Here is a 21467-nt window from a genome sequence, read left to right as displayed (position 1 = left end):
ATACTTTTTTCACTTTCATTTTTATTTTCACAAGTTGAACGTTTTTAACAGCTGTTTTTAAACGATATATAAATTCTCAATGCTTTACAGGCGGCACGGTCAAACCTGGCTCTTCTTTTAAAGAAATATGCAATTCAAGATTACGGTTGATAGAGGCGAAAAACACCTTATTTAAATCATTTACTCCCTGTAGGGATGTTTGCTCCTTCAGCCAGTTTTGGCTTAATCCAAATTCTTTTAAAACATCTAAATAAACAGTTCCTTCTATAATAACCGGAAAAGCAATGGCAGCTGTTTTTCTGGATATTTTCAAATCTTCTAAAGTGACAGGAGTTTTTTCAGGCTTTTTTAATACGCTTAACATGCCGTTTGCTTCAATAATAGCGGTTTCCACTTCGCTTACGTCAAATATATTTTTTTGGCGAAGCATTTGGAAGACATTGTCGATGGAATAACGAATTTTTTTTAAGTTATGGTTCAGGAATTTTCCGTCTTGAATCACTACAGTCGGCTCAAATGTAAGAAGTTTTCCCGCTTTTCGATTGCGAATCTTCCAGTTAGCAATAATTCGCTGAAAAAGGGCAATGCCAATAATTGCTATTGCGGTTGGATAGTGTTTAATAGCGGGATCGGCAATATCGGCACCCGCTACCGCCCCTAAAGTAATAATAATTAAATAATCGAATACAGGAAGTTCTCCAATAGAGCGTTTTCCCATAAACAGTGTCATAAACAATAAGAGGGGAAGAATGGTAATAATTCTGCCCAGGACTAAAAATGAATCATGCAGGAAGTCAGTCATTTCACACCGCTTTCTCTGTTTAATCCGAATAATCATGGAGAGTTTTCCTTCAAACAGCTTTCTTAATAACAATGATTTCTGAGTAAGCAATTCCATTAATAAGAGCAAACCGCCCCAAATAAGTACAGTAAAAAATATATGTGATTGGCATTTTCCTGTTATAGATGGCATTCCCCAGTAACTCACTTAAAACAATGGCGCAAATAAAAGGAAACAGAGTAAATTGGTTAATTAATTTCCTGCCTAGAATCTTAATCAGAAAAAAAAGCAAAAAAATCCTGTTATCAGCTTACCCGATATTTGTATAAGCTCCATGAATTACTCCCCCAGTTAATGTTTGCAGCTTCTAAATTGCCCGCATGATTATTTTAGACAAGATATATAAAATCAATACGTGTTTCTTTCGCCTCAAAAAAGTAGTGATTTTGCTAAATAACAAGAGAATTGTTTTAATTAAAAGTAGTTGAGAAATGTGGATTCGTAGTTTATTCTGTTTATTCATTAATAGTATAATTAAGAGAAAAGCTGACTTTCGCTATTTCATTATATTTTTTGTAAAAGGCAAACTCGCTGAAAAGTGGGGACGCAAAGCTTCAGGCCTAACGGGAAACCTACGGCGGCTGGGCCGCCAGCGGGAAAATGGGGTTATTTCCTTTAAGGGAATAGCCTTTTTTACGTATTTAAACGAAGATTTGTTTTGAATCTGGCAGCGTGCCAGGCAGTTTTCAGGGTATTATAAAAAAACGGTTTAAAATAAATTTTGTAAGCGATTTATTAATTGAAAGGCAGGTTAATAGGAACTCCTATTTTGAAAAGCCGGTCCACTACATCTGCTTTCAATTGCAGGGTAGTTATAATCAAATTGGAGTGATTAGAATGAAAAACAAACAATCATCGGAAAACTATACAAAGAAGTACCAGGAGTTTTTAGATGTTAATAATGCGGTTATCTTTCAGCTTGATTTGGAGAGGGAGTTTATTTCTCTTAACTCAGAATGGACAAAACTAACCGGCTATACAGTTACTGAATCGCTGGGGAAATCTTTTTTTGATATTGTCAGTGCAGATGACCGGGCAGCCGTGCAACAGCAATTTGCTATTTTAATATCCGGGCAAAAAGATGGTATTCATAAGGAAATAAAAGTGGCAGCGAAGCAAAAAAAGATAGAAGAAGCCCATTTATTTTTGAGGGCAGATCGAGACAGTGAGCAGAAAATAGTGTCATTTTCAGGGACCATCACCCATCTGTCCCCGCGAAAGCCCGGCATTGATGCTTATAAAAAAAATGAACGCAATTACCGCCTGATTTCCGAACACATGACTGATATGGTAGCTGTGTTAGCGGAAGACGGACTGGTTCTGTATGCTTCTCCCTCCCATGCGGCCGTTTTAGGAAGGAATTTAGACGAATATATTGGCAGCTATCCTATCAAGCATATTCATCCTGAAGACTGGGAAAGAGTGTTTCACTTTTTTCACGAAATGGTATCCAACTGGAGTCCAGCAGAAATAGAATACCGCTGCATGCATGACAATGGTGAGTGGATTTACCTGGAAATGAAGTGCACACCCATTAAAGGTCCTGATGAAGAAGTCCAAATTATTTCCGTCAGCAGGGATATAACATTAAGAAAAAGGATGGAGGAAGAACTGAGGCAGACGACTATGAAGCTCAAAACGCTTATCTCTTCTCTTCCTTATGGAGTGATGGTTGAAGATGAAGAAGGCAAAAGAACCTTATACAATGAAGCTTATGAAAACATTTTTCATGGATACAGCATTGAAGAGAAGGCAGGAGGGCCATTAAAAGGGGAATCTCAAAATATAATGGAATACTTTCCATTTTATTCATGCCAAAACTGCAGCTCTATTCCGAGGCAGTCCGGAGAACTTTTTTTAAAAGACGGCCGAATAGTGGAAAGCGATGCTGTTCCTTTACTGGAGGGTGGGAAATTCGACGGATATTTATGGATATTCCGGGATGTGACAGAAAAAAAGGCGGCAGAAAAAAAACTTCAAGAAGCCAACCAAATACTGAAAAGGCTTTCAATGATTGACGGGCTTACGAAGATTGCCAACCGGCGCAGTTTCGATGAAGCACTAGAAAAGGAATGGAATCAATCAAAGAATCTTCAGGAGCCGATTTCTCTTTTAATGATTGATATTGACTTTTTTAAGGCATTCAATGATTTATACGGGCACCAGGCCGGTGATGCCTGCCTTCAAAAGGTTGGAGAAATTTTAAAGAATATTTCCGGAGGCCCGCAAGAGCTGGCAGCCCGGTACGGTGGGGAAGAATTCGCGGTGCTGCTGCCGGGACGGAAAAAAGAAAAAGCCATTGAAACGGCTTATTTGATTCAGGAAGCTATCCAAAAAGCGCGTATTCGTCACCGGGGTTCACCTATTAAAGAATATTTAACGTTAAGTATCGGCGTGGCAACTGTGACAGCCGCTCCGGCTGATCAGTCGGAAGGCCTGCTGTCAAAAGCTGATAAAGCGTTGTATGAAGCCAAGCGAAAGGGCCGGAATCAAATTGAAGTATACAAGCCACAAATAGCGGAACGGGAATGATAAAAATAGAAGCAAGAAAAGAAGGGAGAAAGTTAAGCGCCTCCCGTCTTTTTTATACTAGCTTTTTGAGAGAAGAGGCCGATTTTGTAAATATAAGGGCAAATCAGGATGGCCTCCTTCAATAATTTCCCGGGTAATAATTTTAGCCAGCATCTGGCTGTATACTGTTCCATTATCACCGAAAGCAAAGAGGAAATAGGTATTTGGATATTGGTCATACACGCCGATGATCGGCAGCCCATCTACAGTCCCTCCATAAAAGGCAGCCGAATAATAGGCAGGCTCTGCCTGGATATGAGGAAACATTTTTTTGAATTCTGCAATAAGCTTATCTTTTTTATGGATAAGCTTGCTGTCCCGGTCCTCGGGATAGGTTGTATTGTCATCAAGGCCGCCAATAATAATGCGGTTATCAGCGGTTGTGCGCATAAACAAATAAGGGCGGGCTGTTTCCCAGATAAGCGTCCGGTTATACCAGGTGGATAAATCCTGTACCGGATTTGTCGTGACTGTGTACGTACTTACAAAAGAAGCTTTTTTCTCTTTTTTCACTTCTAGTCCTTCATAGCCTGCCGCAAAAATCACATGGCGCGCTTTAATGGAATGTCCCGTTTTCGTGGAAACAATTGCCCGATTTTGCTGCCGGTCATAATGATAGCCATTCACTTCGGTGTTTTCATAAATAGAAACTCCTTTTTGTGCCGAGTAGTCAAACAGAGAATGGGTGAACTTGAAAGGATTTAGTTCCCCATCGTTGTAGGAGTAGATAGCCGCGTCCTTGCTGAATGGATACCTCGCTTTGATTTCCTGTTCTTTTAAAAAATCCAGCTGGAAGTTATGCTGCTTTAATAATTCGTATTCTTTTTTCAGCCGGTTAACGTCTTCTTTGCAGCTGGCAAAGTAAAGGGTGTCTCTTCGCGTAAATTCACAGTCGATTTCAGCTGTCCTGGAAGCCGCCTCAATTTCATTAATTGCTTCTTTTAATAATTGCAGATGCCGCCCAATGTAACCTTTCCCAAATGTGTTAATCAGATTGGTAAACATTTTCTCCCCTGAATACTGAATAAGTGCCGTATTTGTGCTTGTACTGCCGTGGCCGATTTTTCCTTTTTCTACGACAGCCGTTTTTAAATGAGAAGCGGCAAGATAATAAGCACACTGGGCAGCGGAGCTTCCGCCTCCAACAATTAGTACATCCAAATCACGATCCTCTTTTAAGGACGGATAAGAAGGGGCATCGGGGAATGTAGCCGGCCAGTAATACGTTCCAGATTGTAGGTTCATTTCATTCCTCCTGCGTACTAAAACGAGCGTATAGAAGTATCGTTTCCAATCTTCTGCTCTTCATTCAGCGGTTTTGCGATTTAGAAAGCAGCTCTTTCAATCTAACTGCCATGATGTATGCAGAAGTATATACACAAATACAAAAGAGTAACAGGTACAGTATGGAATTTAACCATGTAAATAGTCTTAAATAATAATTTTAATTTTCACTATCAAATAGGTTTTTTGATCTGTTTTCATGTATAATGAAGGTATATAGTCCTTTTCTGAAAGAGCAATCGGGAGGGGTTTTAATGGAGTCTCACAATATATCCAGAATGAACTATAAGCAATGGTCTGAAAAAATAATTCATTTTTATTGGCTAATGGTGCTGGTTTCGCTGATCGGCCAATGTACAGGTCTGGCGGTAAAGTTGTATTATTTTCCGGAAGAGGCCAAAGAGTTCGCCCTAGAAAAAGTTCTTTTGCCTACAGGTATTCAATTAATAGTTATGCTCGGTTGCTTGCTTATTGTAAAAGCAAAGAAAATATACAGTTCCCGAGTATTGACTGTTACCGGTACATTAGTGGCTCTTGTGATTATTATCAGGCATCCGAACGTTACCGGGCTGCAGACTGTCCTGCTTCTGCCGATGGCGGTCGCATTAATTTATTTTGATAAAAAGAAATTGCTTTTCAGCTTTTATGTTAATTTTGTGGCGCTAACGGGAATCTATTTAATTCCAGCTGTAAGAAGAGCGGTTACAGAATATGAGTATTTCTCCTATATGCTTATCCTCGTTGCCGGGTACTTTATTTATTCAGCTGTTATTCAAAGGGGAAGTGAAGTACTGCAAATTCTTCAGAAAGCCTCTGAAAAAGAAAAAGAACTGCTTGTAAAAAGTACAATGATGGAGAGGCTCTCCAAGGTAGATGCATTAACAGGTCTCTACAACCATAAAACTTTTCACGAATACATGGATTACCTTGTAGAGCAAAGCAGGCAGTACGGTATGCCGCTCCAGCTGGCTATATTGGACATCGATAACTTTAAAAACATCAACGATACGTATGGACACAATATAGGCGATCTTGTGTTGAAAAGACTGGCACATGCGATTGTGGAAAAAGCATCGGAAAACGATATAGTTGCCCGTTATGGGGGAGAGGAGTTTGCTCTCTTGCTTACAAATAAAAAGGTAACGGATGCTTACGATGTCATTGAAGCCATCCGGGAGCATATTGCCGGTATACAGCATGAAGAAATGAACGGGTTAAACGTTACAGTGAGTATCGGGTTAAAAGATTTTGATCAAAGTCTTACCAGGCTCGATTTCTTCCAGCAGGCGGATGCTCTGTTATATAAAGCAAAACGAAGCGGGAAAAATCAGGTGGCCTGTGACTCGTTACTGGCACAACATTAAAAGGAAGAAAAGTCGCATGAAATGAAAAACCGGACTCTCGATTTAAATGAGCCCGGTTTTTTGTTTCATTTTTTCGTTTGACGGCGGCCTGCTGGCTGCTCTGGCTCGTGTCAACTTTTTCCGTGGCCGGTTCCTCCTTAAAAATAAGTCATGCTTTTTTCATTTACCCGATCCATTTATCATTAATCGTTCAGCTGAGCAGGGGGAGCGGATCATAGTCAGAAAAACAAAAAAGCCTGGTCAAACAGCAGTGCTGCTGTATGGCCAGGCGGTGCTTCTCTTCGGTTTTGTTAGAGGGCATCCTTAATGACTTTTTTACAGTACAGCACCGATAAAACACCGAAGATAGAGTAAAGGGCGGTATAGAGCAGCATTACGATCAGCATGGGCGCCCACAGCTCGCTGCCGAAGAAAAACCAGCCGGATTTAACGGCGAAATAGCTGTGTGAAAGGCCGACTGCAAGCGGGATGCCAAAGCTGAAAAGCTGCTTGATTTGAATGCCGCGCAAAAGATCGCCGCGGGTGTAGCCGAGCTTGCGCAAAATCGTATAGCTGCCCCGTTCCTGCTCGCTTTCATCCATTTGCTTAAAGTATAAAATACAGCCGGATGTCACTAGAAAAGTAAGGCCTAAAAAGCCGACAATAAACATAATGAGCCCCATCTGCTGCTTTTGTCCATTCACTGCCTCCAGCTGTGAAAACTGAAGAGTGTCATCGAATCCCTGCTCTTGAAAAAGAGCGTTTGCTTTATCCAGCTCTGTTTTGTCTGCCAGCTGGATTCCAATATACTCAGAAAACTCGTTTTGAAGTGCTGGATCGGCATCCTGCTTTAACCGGTTAAAAACCGTTTCATCCACTATCGCTACGGGAAGGCCGCCGCTTGTGAATTGAAGAGGAAGCAGGTAGTCCCGTTCAAGACCGATGTAATTTTGTTTAATTTTATCTTTTTTTCCAAGCAGTTCAACCGGACCGGAATCTCCAAACGGCATCATTTTACTTACTGCATCGTTATACCCTGAAAAAATAGTATCCTCAGGCGATACATTTATTCCTTCTGTATCCTGGTCGCTAATAACCGGCATCAGCATGTTATCAGAAAAAAAGGTGTCTCCCTCAAGATCATTTTCCATAATCTTCGAGACATTTACGTTTGCCATCACTACTTCAATCCGCTTTTCACTGTATGCAATGTTTTGCTGGTCAAATTCCTGCTTTAGAGCTATGGCATTTTTTTCATTCAAAAGTGAAAAATCATCAGGGACGATTTGCTGGGCTAATCTTTCAGCTGAATAGTAGGAAATATAGCTGAGTGACAGAAGACCAATCGCGAGCGCGGACACTGTTGTAATAACAGTCAGCATTAACGCATTTGAACGCATCCGGAACATAATGGAAGACAGAGACAAAACGTCATTTACCGTTAAGTAGCCGTTTTTCTGCTTTCTTATAAGATGAAACAAGAAGCGGACCGATCCTTTATAAAAAAGATATGTCCCGATAATAACGGAGGCCAGGATAAAAATCATAGCTCCAAACAGTGCTGTCATGGAGGTGAAATCGCCATCGAACAGCTTTGATGAAACAAAGTAGCCGGTCACAATCAAGCCGATACCGAGCAGGCCGATGATGATTTCAATCACGGAAATGCGTTTGCCGCGCTCTTCCATCGTGCTCATCACACGAAATAAGGCCAGGATGTTCTGGCGCTTAATAAACAATCCGTTCATCAGCAGGATAAATACATAAATTAAACCAAAAACAATCAGTGTCTGCAGAAGTGCCTGCGGTGAAAAAGACAGGGAAGCGATCGCATCCACTCCGGTAATTTTAAATAGAATCATAATAACCAGCTTGGAAGCCGCAAATCCGAGAAGCAGCCCGATCACAAGCGAGCCAAAATACAAAATTAGATTTTCCAGGCTTAAAATTTTAAAGATCTGCCGCCTGGTCATCCCAATCAGCTGAAGCAGCCCGATTTCTTTGCTTCGGCGCTTAATAAAAATCACATTCGCATACAAAAGAAAAATCGTTACAATCCCAATTAGCAGCACAGAAGCGGCCCGGATTCCGGCAGCTCCTTTAATGCTGCCTTCCACTTCGTCCATTGATGGATCGTACTGAAGAGTGACAAAGGCAAAATAAAGAGCCGCACTGAAAACAAGAGCAAATACATACAAATAATAGTTTTTTAAATTCTTTTTTAAATTCCGGACGATCAGCTGATTAATGCTCATGCTGCACCCCGCTTAAAAGGGCCTGGGTTTTCATAATATCTTGAAAAAAGATCTGTCTTGACTGATCTCCTTTATTAAGCTGAGTATACATCTGCCCGTCTTTAATGAAAACAACCCGGCTTCCGAAGCTGGCAGCCGTCGGATCGTGGGTGACCATCATAATCGTGGCGGACCGCTTCTGGTTTAAAGCAGTTAATTTATTGAGGAGGTCAGAGGCCGATTTGGAATCGAGTGCACCGGTCGGCTCATCTGCAAAAATCATACTCGGTTCATGGATAAACGCCCGTGCCGCAGAAGTCCGCTGCTTTTGTCCGCCGGAGATTTCATTTGGATATTTGTCGCGGATTTCGTAAATGCCAAGTTCATCAGCGATAACATTAAACCGCTCTGTTGCTTCTTTTTTACCAGTTTTGGCAATAGTAAGAGGCAGGAGTATATTTTCTTTCACTGTCAGTGTATCAAGCAGGTTATAATCCTGAAAAATAAAGCCGAGATGCTGCTTGCGGAACTCAGCCAGCTTTTTTTCTTTCATTGCTGTCATTTCGTGCCCATCGATCCAGATTGTGCCCTGGCTTGCCTGGTCAATGGAAGAAAGCACATTTAAAAGTGTGGTTTTTCCTGAGCCGGACGCTCCCATGATGCTGATAAACTCCCCTTTTTCTACGCGAATATCAATGCCTTTCAGCACTTCCTGCCGGTTAAATTTGTTTCCATAGCTTTTACGAAGCTTTGTCGCCTCAAGCATACTCATATTTATTCACTCCTTTTATCGATACTTTTATTGTAAAAACGCGGAGAAAAAAAGTCCTTTGATTGAGCGAACAAAAAACAAAGGCATGTGACACTTTTGTCACATGCCTGTCATGCGGGTAAATGCATTCGATTCAGGAAAGGTGAGGGTAAACGTTGTCCCTGATTCAGGAGTAGAGAAAGCATCGATGCTGATAAGCAGGGAATCGGCAGCTTTTTTAGCCAAATAAAGCCCCATACCGGTTGAAGAATTTGACTGATGGTTCCCGCCGGTTGCCGTAAACCCCTTGTCAAAAATACGCGGGAGATCCTGCGGAGAAATACCGCGGCCGAAGTTGGTAATGGTCACAGCTGTCCGGCTTCCCCTTTGGCTGCTGCGGATCATAATATCTCCTGAATAACTGTATTTCACAGCGTTGGCAAGCAGCTGGCGAAAAATAAAAGCCAGCCATTTTACGTCACTGAGTACAGAGCCGGTGTCAAGTTCCACATCAAAGCCAATGCCTTTTTGCAGGCACCAGGATTGAAGAGCGCGGATTTCGGTGAACAGCAGCGGCTCAATCTTCACTTGTTCTATGTACAGGTCATTTTCAATAAAAGGCATCCGCTTTTGGTGCAGCTGGCGGTCTAAAAGCAAATGAATGCGAAGCCATTCATAGGTCAGCTGTGCTTTTGCCCTGTCATCCTCCAGGCGGTCAATCATTAAATGCATGGCGGTCAAAGGTGTTTTTACTTCATGAACCCAGGCAAGCAGGTCATCTTTTTCCTGCTCTAATTCTGTCCGGTTCTGGGAAGCTTTTTGTTTATAGTACTCAATTTGTTCCGTAAAACCTGTTTTGGCAATGTGCTCAAATGGGCTTTCGGCCTCGCCCAGTGTGCTTACATCAAGGGAGGGGTCCCGGTCCCGCAGCTGCCGGTAAAAAGCGGTTTCTTTATAAAAGCGAAACGCAAAGAAAAAAAGAAACGAAAGGAAGGACAACAGATTTATATATAAAATTGAAGAAAAAGGGACCGTACTATCCACGAATGCGATAAGGAAAATCAACAGCTGCTGAATGAAAAAAAAGCCGATCCAGCTGCCCCGTTCTTTTATGTATATTTTAATCATGCCTGTATTCCTCTTCGATGGCGATATATCCCTGACCAACTTTTGTTTCGATAAAACGGCCAAGCTCAATTTCATCCAATTTTTTTCGAAGCCGGTTTACATTGACGGTCAGGGTGTTATCGCTGACAAATCGCTCATCCTCCCACAGGCTCTTAATTAAATCGTCCCGGCTGACGATTTTATTTTTTTGTTCAACAAGCTGCTTTAAAATAAACATTTCATTTTTTGTCAGTTCAACCAGGCCGCCGCTGTTTTGGAGTGTGTTTTTATCATAATCGATGGTCGCTCCGCACCAGACTTTGAGAGAGGAGGGGGCAGTGCTGTAATTGTAAACGCGCCGAAGCACCGCTTGTACCTTGGCGATCAGTACATCAAAGTGAAATGGCTTTTGAATAAAATCATCGGCCCCCAGCTGCATAGACATTACCATGTCCGTTGGATGGTCACGTGACGACAGAAATAAGATCGGGACGTTTGAATGCGAGCGGATCATCCGGCACCAATGAAACCCGTCAAATTTCGGCAGCTGGATGTCAATGATCACAAGATCAGGCTGGACAGCTGTAAATTCACTCATCACCTGGCCGAAATCACTGATGCCGTATACATCGTAAGACCATTGTATAAGACGGTCTTTAATTTCTTCAAAAAGGGTTGTGTCATCTTCAATCAAAAGCAGTTTAAACATTTTATTCACCACACTGTCCGGTTCCTTTTTAGTGTATCGAAAACAGCAGAGGGCGCGGCCTAAAAAGGGATTACACATATCAAACACTCTGCGGCGCCTCTGCTCTTTTAGCTCTGCCGCGATCATAAACGGCGATATAAAAGCTTCTTCTATATTTTACATCATTTTCTATATCAGTTAATAAAAAAAGAGATCATTTTGAATAAAATGATCCTATTGCTGTTCAGATGATAGAATACTCCATTAGCTTTACAAAGAGTTTAACCGCTCCCTGGCTGTTTCCATCTTTTTTCCGACGGGCTGAAGCCCAATGGCTTTAGAGAGCCCGAAAGCAGGCATACAGTTGTAAAAGGTCTCATAACTGCCAGGTGTAACAATATATGTTTCATGGTAAATGCCGACGGCCTGGGAAGAAGCCGCTTTTTGATAAAAGTCTTTCCAGGCCTTCATATGCTTTTCGCCCTTTGCGTAGGCATACAAATTCTCTTTGGAGTCCCAGTATTGAACAAGTGTAATCATACGCCAGCCATACATTCCCTCTGCAGATAAAAAGCCAAGTTCTTTATTCGTGTAAAGCTCTTTAAGCATAGGGCCCATGGCCATAAAAACGGGGAGCCATTTATGAACTGCCCATACTTTATTGATTCGCATGCCGATCATAAACACTGCTGTTTCTCGGCCGTGCACAGCCATAAAGCGGCCTTCTTCTAGCTTTCTGCCCATTTTTATTCCCCCTCCTTTTGAAGTTCATCGATTACTTCATCGCACCAGTCAAGAGCAGCGGATGTCAGCTTTAAGCCGTGGCGGAGAGTAAACAGCCAGAATCGTTCATCTTCTGACCGGACTGCACATTCCGTTATCATTTTTTCGATCTGTTTGTAGAGAGAGAAGCGCTGCTGTAATTGCTCTTTGTACTGCTTAATTTTTACAATGGCCGTTTCCGTGGACTCATGGCGGCTGAAAAAAAGCTTAAGCAGCCACTCATTTTTCTGAACTGGAAGCCCGCCTTCAATAGGGGAGGCCAGCCATTGCTCAAGAGCTTTTTTTCCTTTAGGAGTCATGTTGTATACTTTTTTATCGGGCTTATCTTCCTGCGTTTCTTGTTGAACCTCTGCCAGTCCTTCATCGGTAAGCTTTTTCAGTGCAGGATAAATCTGTCCGTAGCTGATTTTCCAGAAATGGCTCAACCCCGTGTCAATCAGCTGCTTCATTGAATAGCCTGTGCTGCATCCGGTTGTCATTAAGCCAAGCAAAATGAAAGGCGTTTGAGCTTCTTTTGCCAATAAATCACCTCCTGTATCCTTATGATATATATCTAAAAGATATAATAAAGGTAATTGTCTGAAAAGTAAATTTTTTATAAAAAAAACACACGAGAATTCGCGTGTTTGAAATGAAATGGTTATGATTGCGCTTGTGCCGGCACCTCCGCTTTGGGCCAAACGCCGGTAAACTCGGGTTCATTATAAGCCAAAAATTGTTTTACATTTTCTTCGCGATTGTCTAAAAAGAGCTGGTCGGCCACTTCTGAGACAAGCTTTGGCACGCCGCAGCGCATGCCGGAAAGAGCTGAAGCAGAAATTCCGCTATTAAGGAGGGCTGAATAATTAAAAGCAAATAAACCGCGCACTTTTTCTTCTCCTTCAGCACTTCTGCTTGTATAAGCAAAGCCCGGGGTAAGATAAGGGTGTGCATCCAGCATTGGCACTGCTTCTTCGGCGGAAGCTTTGTAGCGGTCGCTCCAGCGGGCGATATGCTGCTCCACCAGTTTTAGCTCCGGACGCAGCGCAGGGTCGGTTAAAAGTCCTGTACTGATAATTAGAAAATCAAATGTAAATGTCCCGTTTGGTGTTGTGACAACGGCTCCTTCTTCTGACGCTTTTACATCAAGCCACGGGGCTGCCAGGTGAAGATGAAAGCCGGGCCACGAGGAGGCGCGTGAAAAGGTATCATTGGTCGGCGGCTGGTTATGCTTAAAAAAGTGCCGGATCGCCGTATACTTATCCGCATCCGGCAAACAAGGAAAGCGTTCAATCATGCCTGAGACTTCCATCTGGCGAATTGGGTTGACACGCGGCATTTCTTTTCGCCGGATAAACACATGCGCTTCTGCAGCACCTTCTGACAAAGCGAAATTCGCATTATCAAACGCAGAAGCACCGCCGCCGAGTACAGCAGCTTTTTTGCCCTTCAGCGCATCAAAGTCGATCGCTTCCGATGTGTGGGCATAAAGCTGTTTTGGAAGATTCTCTGAAATCATTGGCGGTACATGCCATTCGCCTCCTCCTTGAATTCCGGTCGCAAGAATAACCTTGCGTGCCAGCAATAGAGGAGAGGAAGCCCCGGCCCCTTCGATATGCAGGCGGTACAGGCCGCCAAGAGGCTCAATTAATTTTAATTTTACTTCGTTTACCACTGGCAAATTGAGCACTTTTCGATACCAGCGCAAATAATTCATCCATTCGCTTCTCGGTATCTTGTCGATTGTTTCCCAGCCTTCAGCGCCGTGCTGTGCTTCCCACCAGGAGCGGAAGGTTAAAGAAGGAATACCAAGGTCAATAGAGGTTAAGTGCTTCGGTGTCCGCAGTGTCATCATTCGAGCGTATGTTACCCATGGCCCTTCAAAGCCTTCACTGTTTTCATCAATAACCAGAATATTTGAAACCCGTTCCCTCAATAAGCCAAAGGCCGCTCCCAGCCCGCTTTGTCCGCCGCCCACAATAATAACATCATACACATGGCCGTCAGGATGAGTAAGGGGCTTTGACCAGTCAGGACCTCCAAAAGCAAGATAAGAAAGGTCGGTTTTGATTCGTTCTGTCAGCGTATCCAAGCTCAAGATAATTCATTCCCTTCAACAGATATGTGCAGTACAAATTGTTATTAACCAGAAAGAGAAATTGATAATGTGTTACATTTTATAACATTAAAAAGTTAGTTTATTATACATTATCATTTAAAAGAAATAATTTCTTGAGCATTTTAACTGAATTTACTTTTTTTCGTTAGTGATCATCACTATAAGCAAGGTTATTGCCTCTTTATCTATATAGAAAAACTCCAAGATTAAAGCGGAAACTCGTAAAGGTCAAATAAAACAAACCGCTTGCTTTTGATGAGGAATGATAAAATAAAGAAAAACAGAATAAAATGAGGAAGAGCATAATGATAAATGACAGAGTATATGACGAGCGGCTTTTTATTCGAACAGCAGGCGATCAGCGGGGGTTTCCTCAGCTGGCTCACTATCATCGCTACGAGCCGACGCCATATGAAGGGCTTGACCAGCTGTTTTCACGCTGTGAATTAAGTGCAAATGACAGGTTTATTGACGTTGGCTGCGGAAAAGGACGGGTTGCTTTTTACGTGCATGACCGTTTTCAATCCTTCGTCACAGGAATTGAAATGAATCCCGCTTTTTATGAGGAGTGTCTTCAAAACAAAATAGGGTATATGAAAAGAAGAAAGCGCCGGCGGGGGATAGTTGAGTTTCAATGCTTAAAGGCGGAAGAGTATGAGGTGAAAGCAGAAGACACTGTTTTTTATTTTTTCAATCCTTTTTCAGTGCAGATTTTCAGGAAAGTCGTGCAGCAGATTTTAATTTCAATGGAACAGTCTCCGCGCCGGGTAACCATTATTTTGTATTACCCATCCGATGAATATATCTTTTTTTTACAGAATGAAACAATATTTAATTGGGTGGATGAAATCAAGCTGGACAACTTATACAAAAAAAATGAAAATGAACGATTTGTTCTTTTTCAAAATCATGAGTGAAGGAGTGTTTTGAATGAGTGAATGCAAGTTGGACCATTCTTTTGAAGATGTACGAAAAAAACTGGAAAGCCAGCAGCCTTCTCTTCCAGGAGAGTTATATGGCCGGCTGGAAAATTATTTAACAGAGGAACGGACCCAGGATCTGTTGAATGAATTGTTTCATTTATTAAAGAAATACGACCTTGCCTCTGAGGAAGAGAAAGAAGTCCGAAACAACAGGCTCGAAATTATTGTAAGAAATTAACATAAAAATTGTAAGCCGCCTTCACTGCTTAGTACTTGTGCAGGCGGCTTATTTGCGTTATTTTTGAAAGTAGGACATTTTGAATTTAAGCAACGAAAAGAGGCTATTTATAGAATGAACAAAGAATCCATTTACGGATTGACGTTTGAGCAGCTGGAAGCTTGGCTTTTGCCGCATGGATATACAAAGTTTTGGGCGCAGCGGATATGGAACAGTTTGTACCGGGAGCGGGTAACAAACTTTGATGCGATGACAGATGTAAAGCCCGAATGTGTCCAGCTTTTAAAAGAGCATTTTGTTATGCATACGCTGCAGGAGCATGTAAAGCAGGAATCAGCCGACGGAACGATTAAATTTTTATTTAAGCTGACAGACGGCAACTTGATTGAAACCGTAATGATGCGCCATAAATTTGGTTTGTCTGTCTGCGTTACCACACAAGTTGGCTGCAATATCGGCTGCAGCTTCTGCGCCAGCGGTCTGTTAAAGAAAACGCGTGACCTTTCAAGCGGTGAGATCGTGGAACAAATTATGAACGTTCAGCGTGCGCTTGATGAAGCAGGAAAAAGGGAAAAAGTCAGCCACATTGTTGTCATGGGAATCGGTGAACCATTCGATAATTTCGAAAACCTGATGGACTTTTTAAAAGTCGTTATTGATCAAAAAGGACTCGAGATTGCCGCACGCCATATTACCGTGTCAACAAGCGGGCTGGCGGATAAAATTTACGCCTTTACTGATACAAAAATTCCCGTTAACCTGGCGATCTCTCTTCATGCACCGACCAATGAGCTTCGTACGCAAATTATGAAGATCAATAAAGCGATCCCGCTTGAGAAGCTGATGGATGCGGTGGATTATTATTTGGAAAACACGAACCGCCGCATTACATTTGAATATATTTTATTAAAAGACGTAAATGACCAGGTAGAGCATGCGCTGGAGCTGGCAGAGCTAATCGGCCATAAAAAGCAGTATGTGAATTTAATTCCCTATAACCCGGTCGATGAGCATGGGCAATACCAGCGCAGCACACCGGAAGCGATTATGGCATTTTATGATACGCTGAAGAAAAAAGGCATTAACTGTGTGGTTCGCCAGGAACATGGAACAGACATTGATGCTGCCTGCGGTCAGTTGCGCAGTAAACAAATTCAAAAAGCAAAGCAATAAAAGGAGCAAACGGGTATATAAAGAGCGAAAGCAGAATCATAAACAGGAGGGCTGAAGATGGACTTTCTTCTAGTTGGGCTTCTTTTATGGGGATTGTTGGCTGTGGCTGTTATTCTGCTTGCTGCCGGACTATGGAAAAAATCATGGAAAGCCATGCTGGGGAGCGGCCTGGCATTTGTGCCGCCAACACTGCTTATTGCTTTAGGAGACAGCGGGCCGCTGTTTAAACTGACCCTGCTCGTCCCCGTTGCCGTACTGGCGGCTGCTTTCTATATGAAAAAACGATCGATGTATTTTATATGAAAAAGCTGAACTCAATAGAAATACGGATTTTAGATAACGAGGAAAACAATAGGATTAACATTGGGCAATGAGTATGGAATCATAAAGGTTTCATACTCGTTTTTTTATTTATGTATAAGGTTATTCCTGTTTTCGTTGCCGAATTAGCAAGTAAAATAATATATCCATTAATAGGAGGACAACGGTTATTGCAGACTCGGCATTTTCAGTTGTGGTTGTTATTGGGTAAGTTAAAAATTAACAAAAGGAAAAGGTCCCTTATGTTAAAATATTAGAAAAGAAAAATAGGCTTGTTCCTCTAACGGGCAGGGTTACTAAAAAATGCAAAAGGAGGCTAGGTATATGTTTGGTTTACTTAATCTTGGAAGTCTCCTGCTTGGACTAATTGCCTGGATACTTCCTCTTGTTAATCTAACGCGAAATAAAAAGCAGGAAAATAATAATTGGGTCGTTCTATCCGTTATAAGCATCAGTGCTTGCTGTATTTCACTGTGCTTTCAGATTTTTTATACCTATCATAAAGTAACGGCCGAGGATTGGATTGCTCTTATGGACACGATGTATGCCGTGGCTTTTACCTCAGCAATTCTTCTTATCGTTACCATCATTTTAAATATAATCACAATGAGCGTATATCGTTACAAAACAGCAAAATAGATATATGAATTTCAGTTTGTGAGACAGTATTTAAAGTGATGGGACTTTAATGGGGGTTACCCCCTAAAACAGACAAGCTCAGAGCAATGTACTCTGAGCTTTTTTGTACCCTATTTACTCTGTGATTTAACTTGTAAATTCATCAGCTTATCGTTTTAAGCTTTCTCTACACTAATTAAACTGCTTACAATAAGAAGGGCCGCTTTTTTATTAAGCGCGTGTCCGCCGGCGGTGGCGCCACATTATATACTGGTAGCGGATAAAGCAGCCGATGCAAAAGCCCATAAGTGCGACAGCAGCGGCAGTGATTACCAGAATGCCGAATGTATAACCAAGTGCTGTCCAGCCAATATAAAAAGCAAAAAGAGAAAAGCCAAGGCAGACTGTTGCGATCCGCTGATTAAAAATCTGCTGGTCTTTATCTTCTTGTATATATTGACTGGCCGGCTTTTTTAAAAAGCGGCGGCTGAATAAAATGATTGGATTTCTTTTTGTTAGCAATGTATATACGCCAATAAAGAATGGAAGAAATAAAATCGCCGGATGGACAAGTAATCCTGCTGCAACAAAGAAAACGATGAATAGCTGATTTATTTGGACAAGGGGTTTTGGAATACCCATACGTGTTCACCTTCCTTTACCCTTATTGTACTGATTAATTTAATCGGAATAAAGAAATATATTTTATAGCTTTAGACTTTTTCAGGGGAAAACCGAATAAAAATATGATAAAGTGAAAGCCTATACATCCATGAATAAATGAAATATCCGTGCGATAGTAAATGAAGAAGGATTTTAGCAAACGATGTAAAAATACAATTTTTTCTATATGCTCCGGCCTTCGCAAGCTTTAAGGGATAAGCCGGTTTTCGGTCATGAAAAAGGAGGAAGGAATATGGAATACATACGAGTTAACAGTATCGAAGACTCTATGTTTGACCGCCTGCATAAAACCATGCAGGCGGTATTCCCGCCAGAAGAAGTGCTTGAGTATGATTTATGGGCTGAGCCGTTAAAAGATCCATCTATACGAGTGTTTTTAGCGGTTGAGAATGAGGAAGTCGCTGGCATTACTGAGTACCGATACAGTAAAAAATTAAACATAGCTATGACCGATTTTACGATTATTTTAAAAGAGGGATTGGGTGTTGGCCCATTTTTAGCGAAGAAACGCCATGAGGATTTAATGAAGCTTTCACAGGAGCATAATCTTGACTTAATCGGCATGTTTGCCGAAATTTATGACCCGTACCGTATGACAAATCACTCTTTTGCGGGTATCAAGGTAATGGACCCGATTGTAAGGAGGGAAGTGCTTTCTCATCTTGGCTATATGAGGCTTGATTTTTCGTATGTACACCCTGCCTGGACAAATGAAGGAGAAGCAGTAACGAACCTTGATCTTTGCTTCCAGCCTTTTAAAGAAAACATCGATTCTCTTAAAGCGAGCTTTGTGCGTGATTTTATTGTTGATTACTATTCGGTTCTCTCGAATAAGCCAAAAGAGTGGAATGAAATGGTGGAGAAGCTTGGAAACAGAGACCGTATTGATTTGAAGCCATTGTAAAATTCACGGATGTTTCACGTGAAACATAAAAACAACCCGGACTGTCATGAAACAGCCGGGTTGTTTGTTATTGCCAGGGGCCGCAGCAGTGACGCGGATAGCCAGGGTCCACCACTTCATTTCGAGTGATTGGCTGATACATGTGGCGCGGCACGTTGACGATGTGCTGACGGTTAATAGTAATAACCGGATGAATAACAGGGATTTCTCTTGTAGTATACGTGTTTTTAACAACACATCTCGGCGGGCACACAATCGGGCGCACATGATGACGATGCATATTTATCACCTCCACGCTTCTATACAGTTAGTAAATGCATCCGCCAGTTTTTCTGCAACGGACAAACATCCAATTAATTAAATAAACTTAAAGAATATCAAGCGGCATTTTACGTACAGATGATGGAGAAATAGAGTCCAGTTTAGCCGCTTCTTCCTCGATCAGCGTAATGGAAGCTGCCTGTGCATTCATTAAAATATGCTTTTCCTGCGCTGATTTTGGCATAGAACTCACATGATTTGAACGGATTGTCCATGCAAGTGCCATTTGAAGAGTGGCTACCCCATGTGAATCAGCGGTATCTTTGACCGCAGGATTAACTAGCAATTTTTTACGAAGAGAGCCGATCTGTGCAAGCGGACTGTAAGCCATGACAGGGATTTTTTTCTTTCCAGCCAGGGGATTAAATTGTATTCAATGCCTCTCGATCCAAGGTGGTAGAGTACTTGATTTACGGCGCATTTCTCGCCGCCGGGTGTGTTGAACAGTTCCTTCATATCAGTTGTATCAAAATTTGAAACACCCCATCTTCTGATTTTTCCTTCTTTCTTCAGTTTTTCCATGCCTTCAATTGTTTCGTTCAGCGGTACACGCCCCCGCCAGTGTAAAAGGTATAAATCCAGGTGATCTGTGCCAAAGCGCTGTAAGCTTTGTTCGCAAGAGGAGGAGATCTGGTCTAAGCCTGCATTGTGCGGATACACTTTTGAAACCAGGACGATATTATCACGCCTGCCCTGGATTGCTTCGCCAACAATGCGCTTTGAATTTCCTTCGCCGTACATTTCCGCCGTATTAACCAGTGACATCCCGAGCACGATTCCAAGCTGAATCGCGCGAACCCCGGCTGCTTTTTGAGAAGAGTCTTCACCTATATACCATGTTCCCTGTCCGATAGCCAGGGGTGCCGTCTGGCAGGGAAACTTTTCGATTTTCAAGAGCGGCTCGAATGAATTGTTTTCTTTAAAAATCAAGTCCTTTCCTTATTATATGACTCTTTTCCCATGCCAGCTTTTGACAAAGCAAAAAGCGGCCAGTCCGATTTCAATATCGGACCGGCCGCTTTTTAAAGTGCTGCAGTAAGCTAGAGCCGGAAATATCCATGGCTAAGCGGCTGTCACTCTTCTTATGCAGACTCTTCTTTTAGCGCATATGCTTTGCGCCATGAAATCTGCGCAATAACCAATAAAATTAATGCCGCAATTCCAATTGCTGCATAAACCATAAAGCCGGAAGCGTATGTGCCGGTTACCTGCTTTAGCGTTCCCAAAATGTTTGGTAAAAGAAAACCGCCAACACCGCCGGCTGCGCCAACAATTCCTGTTACCATTCCAATTTCTTTTTGGAAGCGCTGAGGGACGAGCTGGAAAACCGCACCGTTGCCCATTCCAAGAGCCATCATGCCTAAAAACAGCAGGGCAATCACAACGGGCAGGGAGGGAAGGGTACTTACCCCGAACATAGTAAGGGCAACAGCGACAAACAAGACGTTCAGCAGCTTTGCACCGCCAATTTTGTCGGCGATCATGCCGCCTACCGGACGGAACAGGCTTCCTGCAATCACGCACAGAGTCAGGAAGTCGCCTGCCCGGACTTTAGACAGGCCATACTGGTCTACAAAGAAAATGCTTAAGAAGCTTGTCAGCCCCACAAATCCTCCGAAGGTAACGCTGTAAAGCAGGCAGAAATACCAGGTATCCTTTTGATTGAATACTTTAAAGTAATTGATAATTGGCTGCGGCGCAGGCTGATTCGGCGGATTTTTGGCTATTAAAATATACGTAATAAACACAAGTGCAAGCGGAATAGCTGCTACTCCCATGACACCATGCCAGCCGATGACTTCCGCAAGACGAGGACCAAAAAGGGTTGCAAGTACGGTTCCGCTGTTTCCGGCTCCGGCGATCCCCATGGCGACACCCTGCAGCTCCGGCGGATACCAGCGGCTTGCCATAGGCAGCGCGACAGCAAAGCTTGCTCCGGCTACGCCGAGCAAAATACCGATGAAGTAAAGCTCATTAATTGTTTGTCCAAAGAAAAATCCCCAGAGCAGTGGAATCATTGTGACAAGCATACCGCCAATGGCTGTTTGGCGCGGGCCGATCCGGTCCGTTAAAATGCCAAGAACAATACGGAAGAAAGAACCGGCTAAAGTAGGTATTGCAACGATCATGCCCTTTTGAGAAGGAGAAAGGCCAAAGTCTTCCGTAATATAAACACCGAGTGCTCCAAGCATAACCCAGATCATAAAGCTAATATCAAAATATAAAAATGACGCAAATAATGACGGCGCATGGCCGCGCTCTTTCAGGCTTGATAATTTCATTTGTTCCTCTCCTTCACATGGTTAAGTAATGGTGCTGTTCAATGTAAGTGTAGGAGGGATAAAAGATACTTTCCATATACTTGTTAGAAAACCTTACGAATTATTTCAAAAAGTCGGAAAAATCTGATTGACTTTCAAAAAAACCTCTTATATTGTGTTATATAAGTTAACATGAAATAAAAGGAGTGTTGTAAATGACGACTTTTGCTTTTATGCCGACGGCAGCCATAAGTGGAGATGCCTGCAGAAAACCAGCCAGGCTTCTGCAAAATTTATTTACAGGGAATCAGGCTCACCGGAACC

The 21467-nt window shown here is 42.3% G+C and carries 21 protein-coding genes, 1 pseudogene and 1 riboswitch; of the genes and pseudogenes, 8 read left to right on the top strand and 14 right to left on the bottom strand.

Going from position 1 to position 21467, the window contains the following annotated elements; translation table 11 throughout:
- Window positions 1-76 precede the first annotated feature (76 nt).
- Both VP98_RS15765 and VP98_RS19485 read right to left on the bottom strand, forming a co-directional pair.
- Window positions 77-802: a DUF421 domain-containing protein gene (locus tag VP98_RS15765; RefSeq protein ID WP_046176371.1), complete on the bottom strand. Its 726-nt coding sequence runs from the start codon at window positions 800-802 to the stop codon at window positions 77-79.
- A gap of 49 nt (window positions 803-851) precedes the next feature.
- The gene (locus VP98_RS19485) at window positions 852-1073 is read right to left on the bottom strand and encodes a hypothetical protein (RefSeq protein ID WP_046176352.1); all 222 of its coding nucleotides are present in this window, start codon (window positions 1071-1073) and stop codon (window positions 852-854) included.
- Between the two features lie 279 nt (window positions 1074-1352).
- Window positions 1353-1435: riboswitch (cyclic di-GMP riboswitch) on the top strand.
- A 243-nt stretch (window positions 1436-1678) separates the two neighbouring features.
- Between VP98_RS19485 and VP98_RS18360 the strand changes: the two genes are divergently transcribed.
- A complete protein-coding gene (locus VP98_RS18360) occupies window positions 1679-3373 on the top strand; it encodes a GGDEF domain-containing protein (RefSeq protein ID WP_052712275.1) in 1695 nt (564 codons plus the stop codon).
- 57 nt (window positions 3374-3430) lie between these two features.
- Here VP98_RS18360 and VP98_RS15745 read toward each other — a convergent pair whose 3' ends face one another.
- On the bottom strand, window positions 3431-4657 hold the full coding sequence (locus VP98_RS15745) for an NAD(P)/FAD-dependent oxidoreductase (RefSeq protein ID WP_046176350.1): 1227 nt from the start codon (window positions 4655-4657) through the stop codon (window positions 3431-3433).
- A gap of 293 nt (window positions 4658-4950) precedes the next feature.
- On the opposite strand from VP98_RS15745, the gene VP98_RS15740 reads away from it, so the two are divergent.
- Entirely contained in the window at window positions 4951-6060 is a 1110-nt protein-coding gene (locus tag VP98_RS15740; protein WP_046176349.1) for a GGDEF domain-containing protein, read from the top strand.
- A 290-nt stretch (window positions 6061-6350) separates the two neighbouring features.
- Here the strand turns inward: VP98_RS15740 and VP98_RS15730 are convergent, their stop codons facing one another.
- The 7 genes from VP98_RS15730 to VP98_RS15700 form a co-directional block, all read right to left on the bottom strand.
- Window positions 6351-8294 carry an FtsX-like permease family protein gene (locus tag VP98_RS15730; RefSeq protein ID WP_046176347.1) on the bottom strand — a complete coding sequence of 648 codons (1944 nt, stop codon included), beginning with the start codon at window positions 8292-8294 and terminating at the stop codon, window positions 6351-6353.
- Window positions 8284-9045: an ABC transporter ATP-binding protein gene (locus VP98_RS15725; protein WP_046176346.1), complete on the bottom strand. Its 762-nt coding sequence runs from the start codon at window positions 9043-9045 to the stop codon at window positions 8284-8286. Before VP98_RS15725 ends, VP98_RS15730 begins: the two co-directional genes overlap by 11 nt.
- 99 nt (window positions 9046-9144) lie before the next feature.
- Window positions 9145-10152: a sensor histidine kinase gene (locus tag VP98_RS15720; protein WP_046176345.1), complete on the bottom strand. Its 1008-nt coding sequence runs from the start codon at window positions 10150-10152 to the stop codon at window positions 9145-9147.
- Window positions 10145-10840, bottom strand: a complete 696-nt coding sequence (locus VP98_RS15715; RefSeq protein ID WP_046176369.1) for a response regulator transcription factor — start codon at window positions 10838-10840, stop codon at window positions 10145-10147. Before VP98_RS15715 ends, VP98_RS15720 begins: the two co-directional genes overlap by 8 nt.
- A gap of 249 nt (window positions 10841-11089) precedes the next feature.
- Window positions 11090-11563, bottom strand: coding sequence for a DUF4188 domain-containing protein (locus tag VP98_RS15710; RefSeq protein WP_046176344.1), 474 nt, complete (start codon window positions 11561-11563; stop codon window positions 11090-11092).
- A gap of 2 nt (window positions 11564-11565) precedes the next feature.
- Window positions 11566-12123: a PadR family transcriptional regulator gene (locus VP98_RS15705; RefSeq protein WP_052712274.1), complete on the bottom strand. Its 558-nt coding sequence runs from the start codon at window positions 12121-12123 to the stop codon at window positions 11566-11568.
- A gap of 119 nt (window positions 12124-12242) precedes the next feature.
- Window positions 12243-13679, bottom strand: coding sequence for an NAD(P)-binding domain-containing protein (locus tag VP98_RS15700; protein ID WP_046176343.1), 1437 nt, complete (start codon window positions 13677-13679; stop codon window positions 12243-12245).
- 329 nt (window positions 13680-14008) lie between these two features.
- Between VP98_RS15700 and VP98_RS15695 the strand changes: the two genes are divergently transcribed.
- From VP98_RS15695 to VP98_RS15675, 5 genes are all read left to right on the top strand, one after another.
- A complete protein-coding gene (locus tag VP98_RS15695) occupies window positions 14009-14617 on the top strand; it encodes a class I SAM-dependent methyltransferase (RefSeq protein ID WP_046176367.1) in 609 nt (202 codons plus the stop codon).
- Window positions 14618-14630: 13 nt separating this feature from the next.
- Complete coding sequence (locus VP98_RS15690) at window positions 14631-14861, top strand: hypothetical protein (protein ID WP_046176342.1); 231 nt, start codon at window positions 14631-14633, stop codon at window positions 14859-14861.
- 114 nt (window positions 14862-14975) lie between these two features.
- A complete protein-coding gene (gene rlmN / locus VP98_RS15685; protein WP_046176341.1) occupies window positions 14976-16034 on the top strand; it encodes a 23S rRNA (adenine(2503)-C(2))-methyltransferase RlmN in 1059 nt (352 codons plus the stop codon).
- A gap of 57 nt (window positions 16035-16091) precedes the next feature.
- A complete protein-coding gene (locus VP98_RS15680) occupies window positions 16092-16337 on the top strand; it encodes a hypothetical protein (RefSeq protein WP_046176340.1) in 246 nt (81 codons plus the stop codon).
- Window positions 16338-16679: 342 nt separating this feature from the next.
- Window positions 16680-16994: a hypothetical protein gene (locus VP98_RS15675; protein ID WP_046176339.1), complete on the top strand. Its 315-nt coding sequence runs from the start codon at window positions 16680-16682 to the stop codon at window positions 16992-16994.
- Between the two features lie 210 nt (window positions 16995-17204).
- Here the strand turns inward: VP98_RS15675 and VP98_RS15670 are convergent, their stop codons facing one another.
- On the bottom strand, window positions 17205-17615 hold the full coding sequence (locus VP98_RS15670; protein WP_046176338.1) for a DUF4395 domain-containing protein: 411 nt from the start codon (window positions 17613-17615) through the stop codon (window positions 17205-17207).
- A 274-nt stretch (window positions 17616-17889) separates the two neighbouring features.
- Between VP98_RS15670 and VP98_RS15665 the strand changes: the two genes are divergently transcribed.
- Window positions 17890-18561 carry a hypothetical protein gene (locus tag VP98_RS15665; RefSeq protein ID WP_046176337.1) on the top strand — a complete coding sequence of 224 codons (672 nt, stop codon included), beginning with the start codon at window positions 17890-17892 and terminating at the stop codon, window positions 18559-18561.
- Window positions 18562-18628: 67 nt separating this feature from the next.
- On the opposite strand, the gene VP98_RS18645 is transcribed toward VP98_RS15665, so the two are convergent.
- The 3 genes and pseudogenes from VP98_RS18645 to VP98_RS15655 form a co-directional block, all read right to left on the bottom strand.
- Entirely contained in the window at window positions 18629-18841 is a 213-nt protein-coding gene (locus VP98_RS18645; protein WP_082087956.1) for a hypothetical protein, read from the bottom strand.
- Window positions 18842-18928: 87 nt separating this feature from the next.
- Window positions 18929-19789: pseudogene (locus tag VP98_RS15660) on the bottom strand (aldo/keto reductase).
- Window positions 19790-19964: 175 nt separating this feature from the next.
- Complete coding sequence (locus VP98_RS15655; RefSeq protein ID WP_046176336.1) at window positions 19965-21164, bottom strand: nitrate/nitrite transporter; 1200 nt, start codon at window positions 21162-21164, stop codon at window positions 19965-19967.
- Window positions 21165-21467 lie beyond the last annotated feature (303 nt).

Source organism: Domibacillus indicus, assembly GCF_000970685.1.
Lineage (GTDB): Bacteria > Bacillota > Bacilli > Bacillales > Domibacillaceae > Domibacillus > Domibacillus indicus.
The sequence above is the reverse complement of the archived record's forward strand: the minus strand, read 5'-3'. Positions and strand labels throughout refer to the sequence as shown.

What these genes read in the sequence shown, in the direction of transcription:
- VP98_RS15730 (WP_046176347.1), bottom strand. Translation starts at nt 8,294, where the DNA reads ATGAGCATTAATCAGCTGATCGTCCGGAATTTAAAAAAGAATTTAAAA.
- VP98_RS15765 (WP_046176371.1), bottom strand. Translation starts at nt 802, where the DNA reads ATGACTGACTTCCTGCATGATTCATTTTTAGTCCTGGGCAGAATTATT.
- VP98_RS15725 (WP_046176346.1), bottom strand. Translation starts at nt 9,045, where the DNA reads ATGAGTATGCTTGAGGCGACAAAGCTTCGTAAAAGCTATGGAAACAAA.
- VP98_RS15745 (WP_046176350.1), bottom strand. Translation starts at nt 4,657, where the DNA reads ATGAACCTACAATCTGGAACGTATTACTGGCCGGCTACATTCCCCGAT.
- VP98_RS15655 (WP_046176336.1), bottom strand. Translation starts at nt 21,164, where the DNA reads ATGAAATTATCAAGCCTGAAAGAGCGCGGCCATGCGCCGTCATTATTT.
- rlmN (WP_046176341.1), top strand. Translation starts at nt 14,976, where the DNA reads ATGAACAAAGAATCCATTTACGGATTGACGTTTGAGCAGCTGGAAGCT.
- VP98_RS15720 (WP_046176345.1), bottom strand. Translation starts at nt 10,152, where the DNA reads ATGATTAAAATATACATAAAAGAACGGGGCAGCTGGATCGGCTTTTTT.
- VP98_RS15665 (WP_046176337.1), top strand. Translation starts at nt 17,890, where the DNA reads ATGGAATACATACGAGTTAACAGTATCGAAGACTCTATGTTTGACCGC.
- VP98_RS18645 (WP_082087956.1), bottom strand. Translation starts at nt 18,841, where the DNA reads ATGCATCGTCATCATGTGCGCCCGATTGTGTGCCCGCCGAGATGTGTT.
- VP98_RS15710 (WP_046176344.1), bottom strand. Translation starts at nt 11,563, where the DNA reads ATGGGCAGAAAGCTAGAAGAAGGCCGCTTTATGGCTGTGCACGGCCGA.
- VP98_RS15680 (WP_046176340.1), top strand. Translation starts at nt 16,092, where the DNA reads ATGGACTTTCTTCTAGTTGGGCTTCTTTTATGGGGATTGTTGGCTGTG.
- VP98_RS15715 (WP_046176369.1), bottom strand. Translation starts at nt 10,840, where the DNA reads ATGTTTAAACTGCTTTTGATTGAAGATGACACAACCCTTTTTGAAGAA.
- VP98_RS15670 (WP_046176338.1), bottom strand. Translation starts at nt 17,615, where the DNA reads ATGGGTATTCCAAAACCCCTTGTCCAAATAAATCAGCTATTCATCGTT.
- VP98_RS15675 (WP_046176339.1), top strand. Translation starts at nt 16,680, where the DNA reads ATGTTTGGTTTACTTAATCTTGGAAGTCTCCTGCTTGGACTAATTGCC.
- VP98_RS15740 (WP_046176349.1), top strand. Translation starts at nt 4,951, where the DNA reads ATGGAGTCTCACAATATATCCAGAATGAACTATAAGCAATGGTCTGAA.
- VP98_RS15690 (WP_046176342.1), top strand. Translation starts at nt 14,631, where the DNA reads ATGAGTGAATGCAAGTTGGACCATTCTTTTGAAGATGTACGAAAAAAA.
- VP98_RS18360 (WP_052712275.1), top strand. Translation starts at nt 1,679, where the DNA reads ATGAAAAACAAACAATCATCGGAAAACTATACAAAGAAGTACCAGGAG.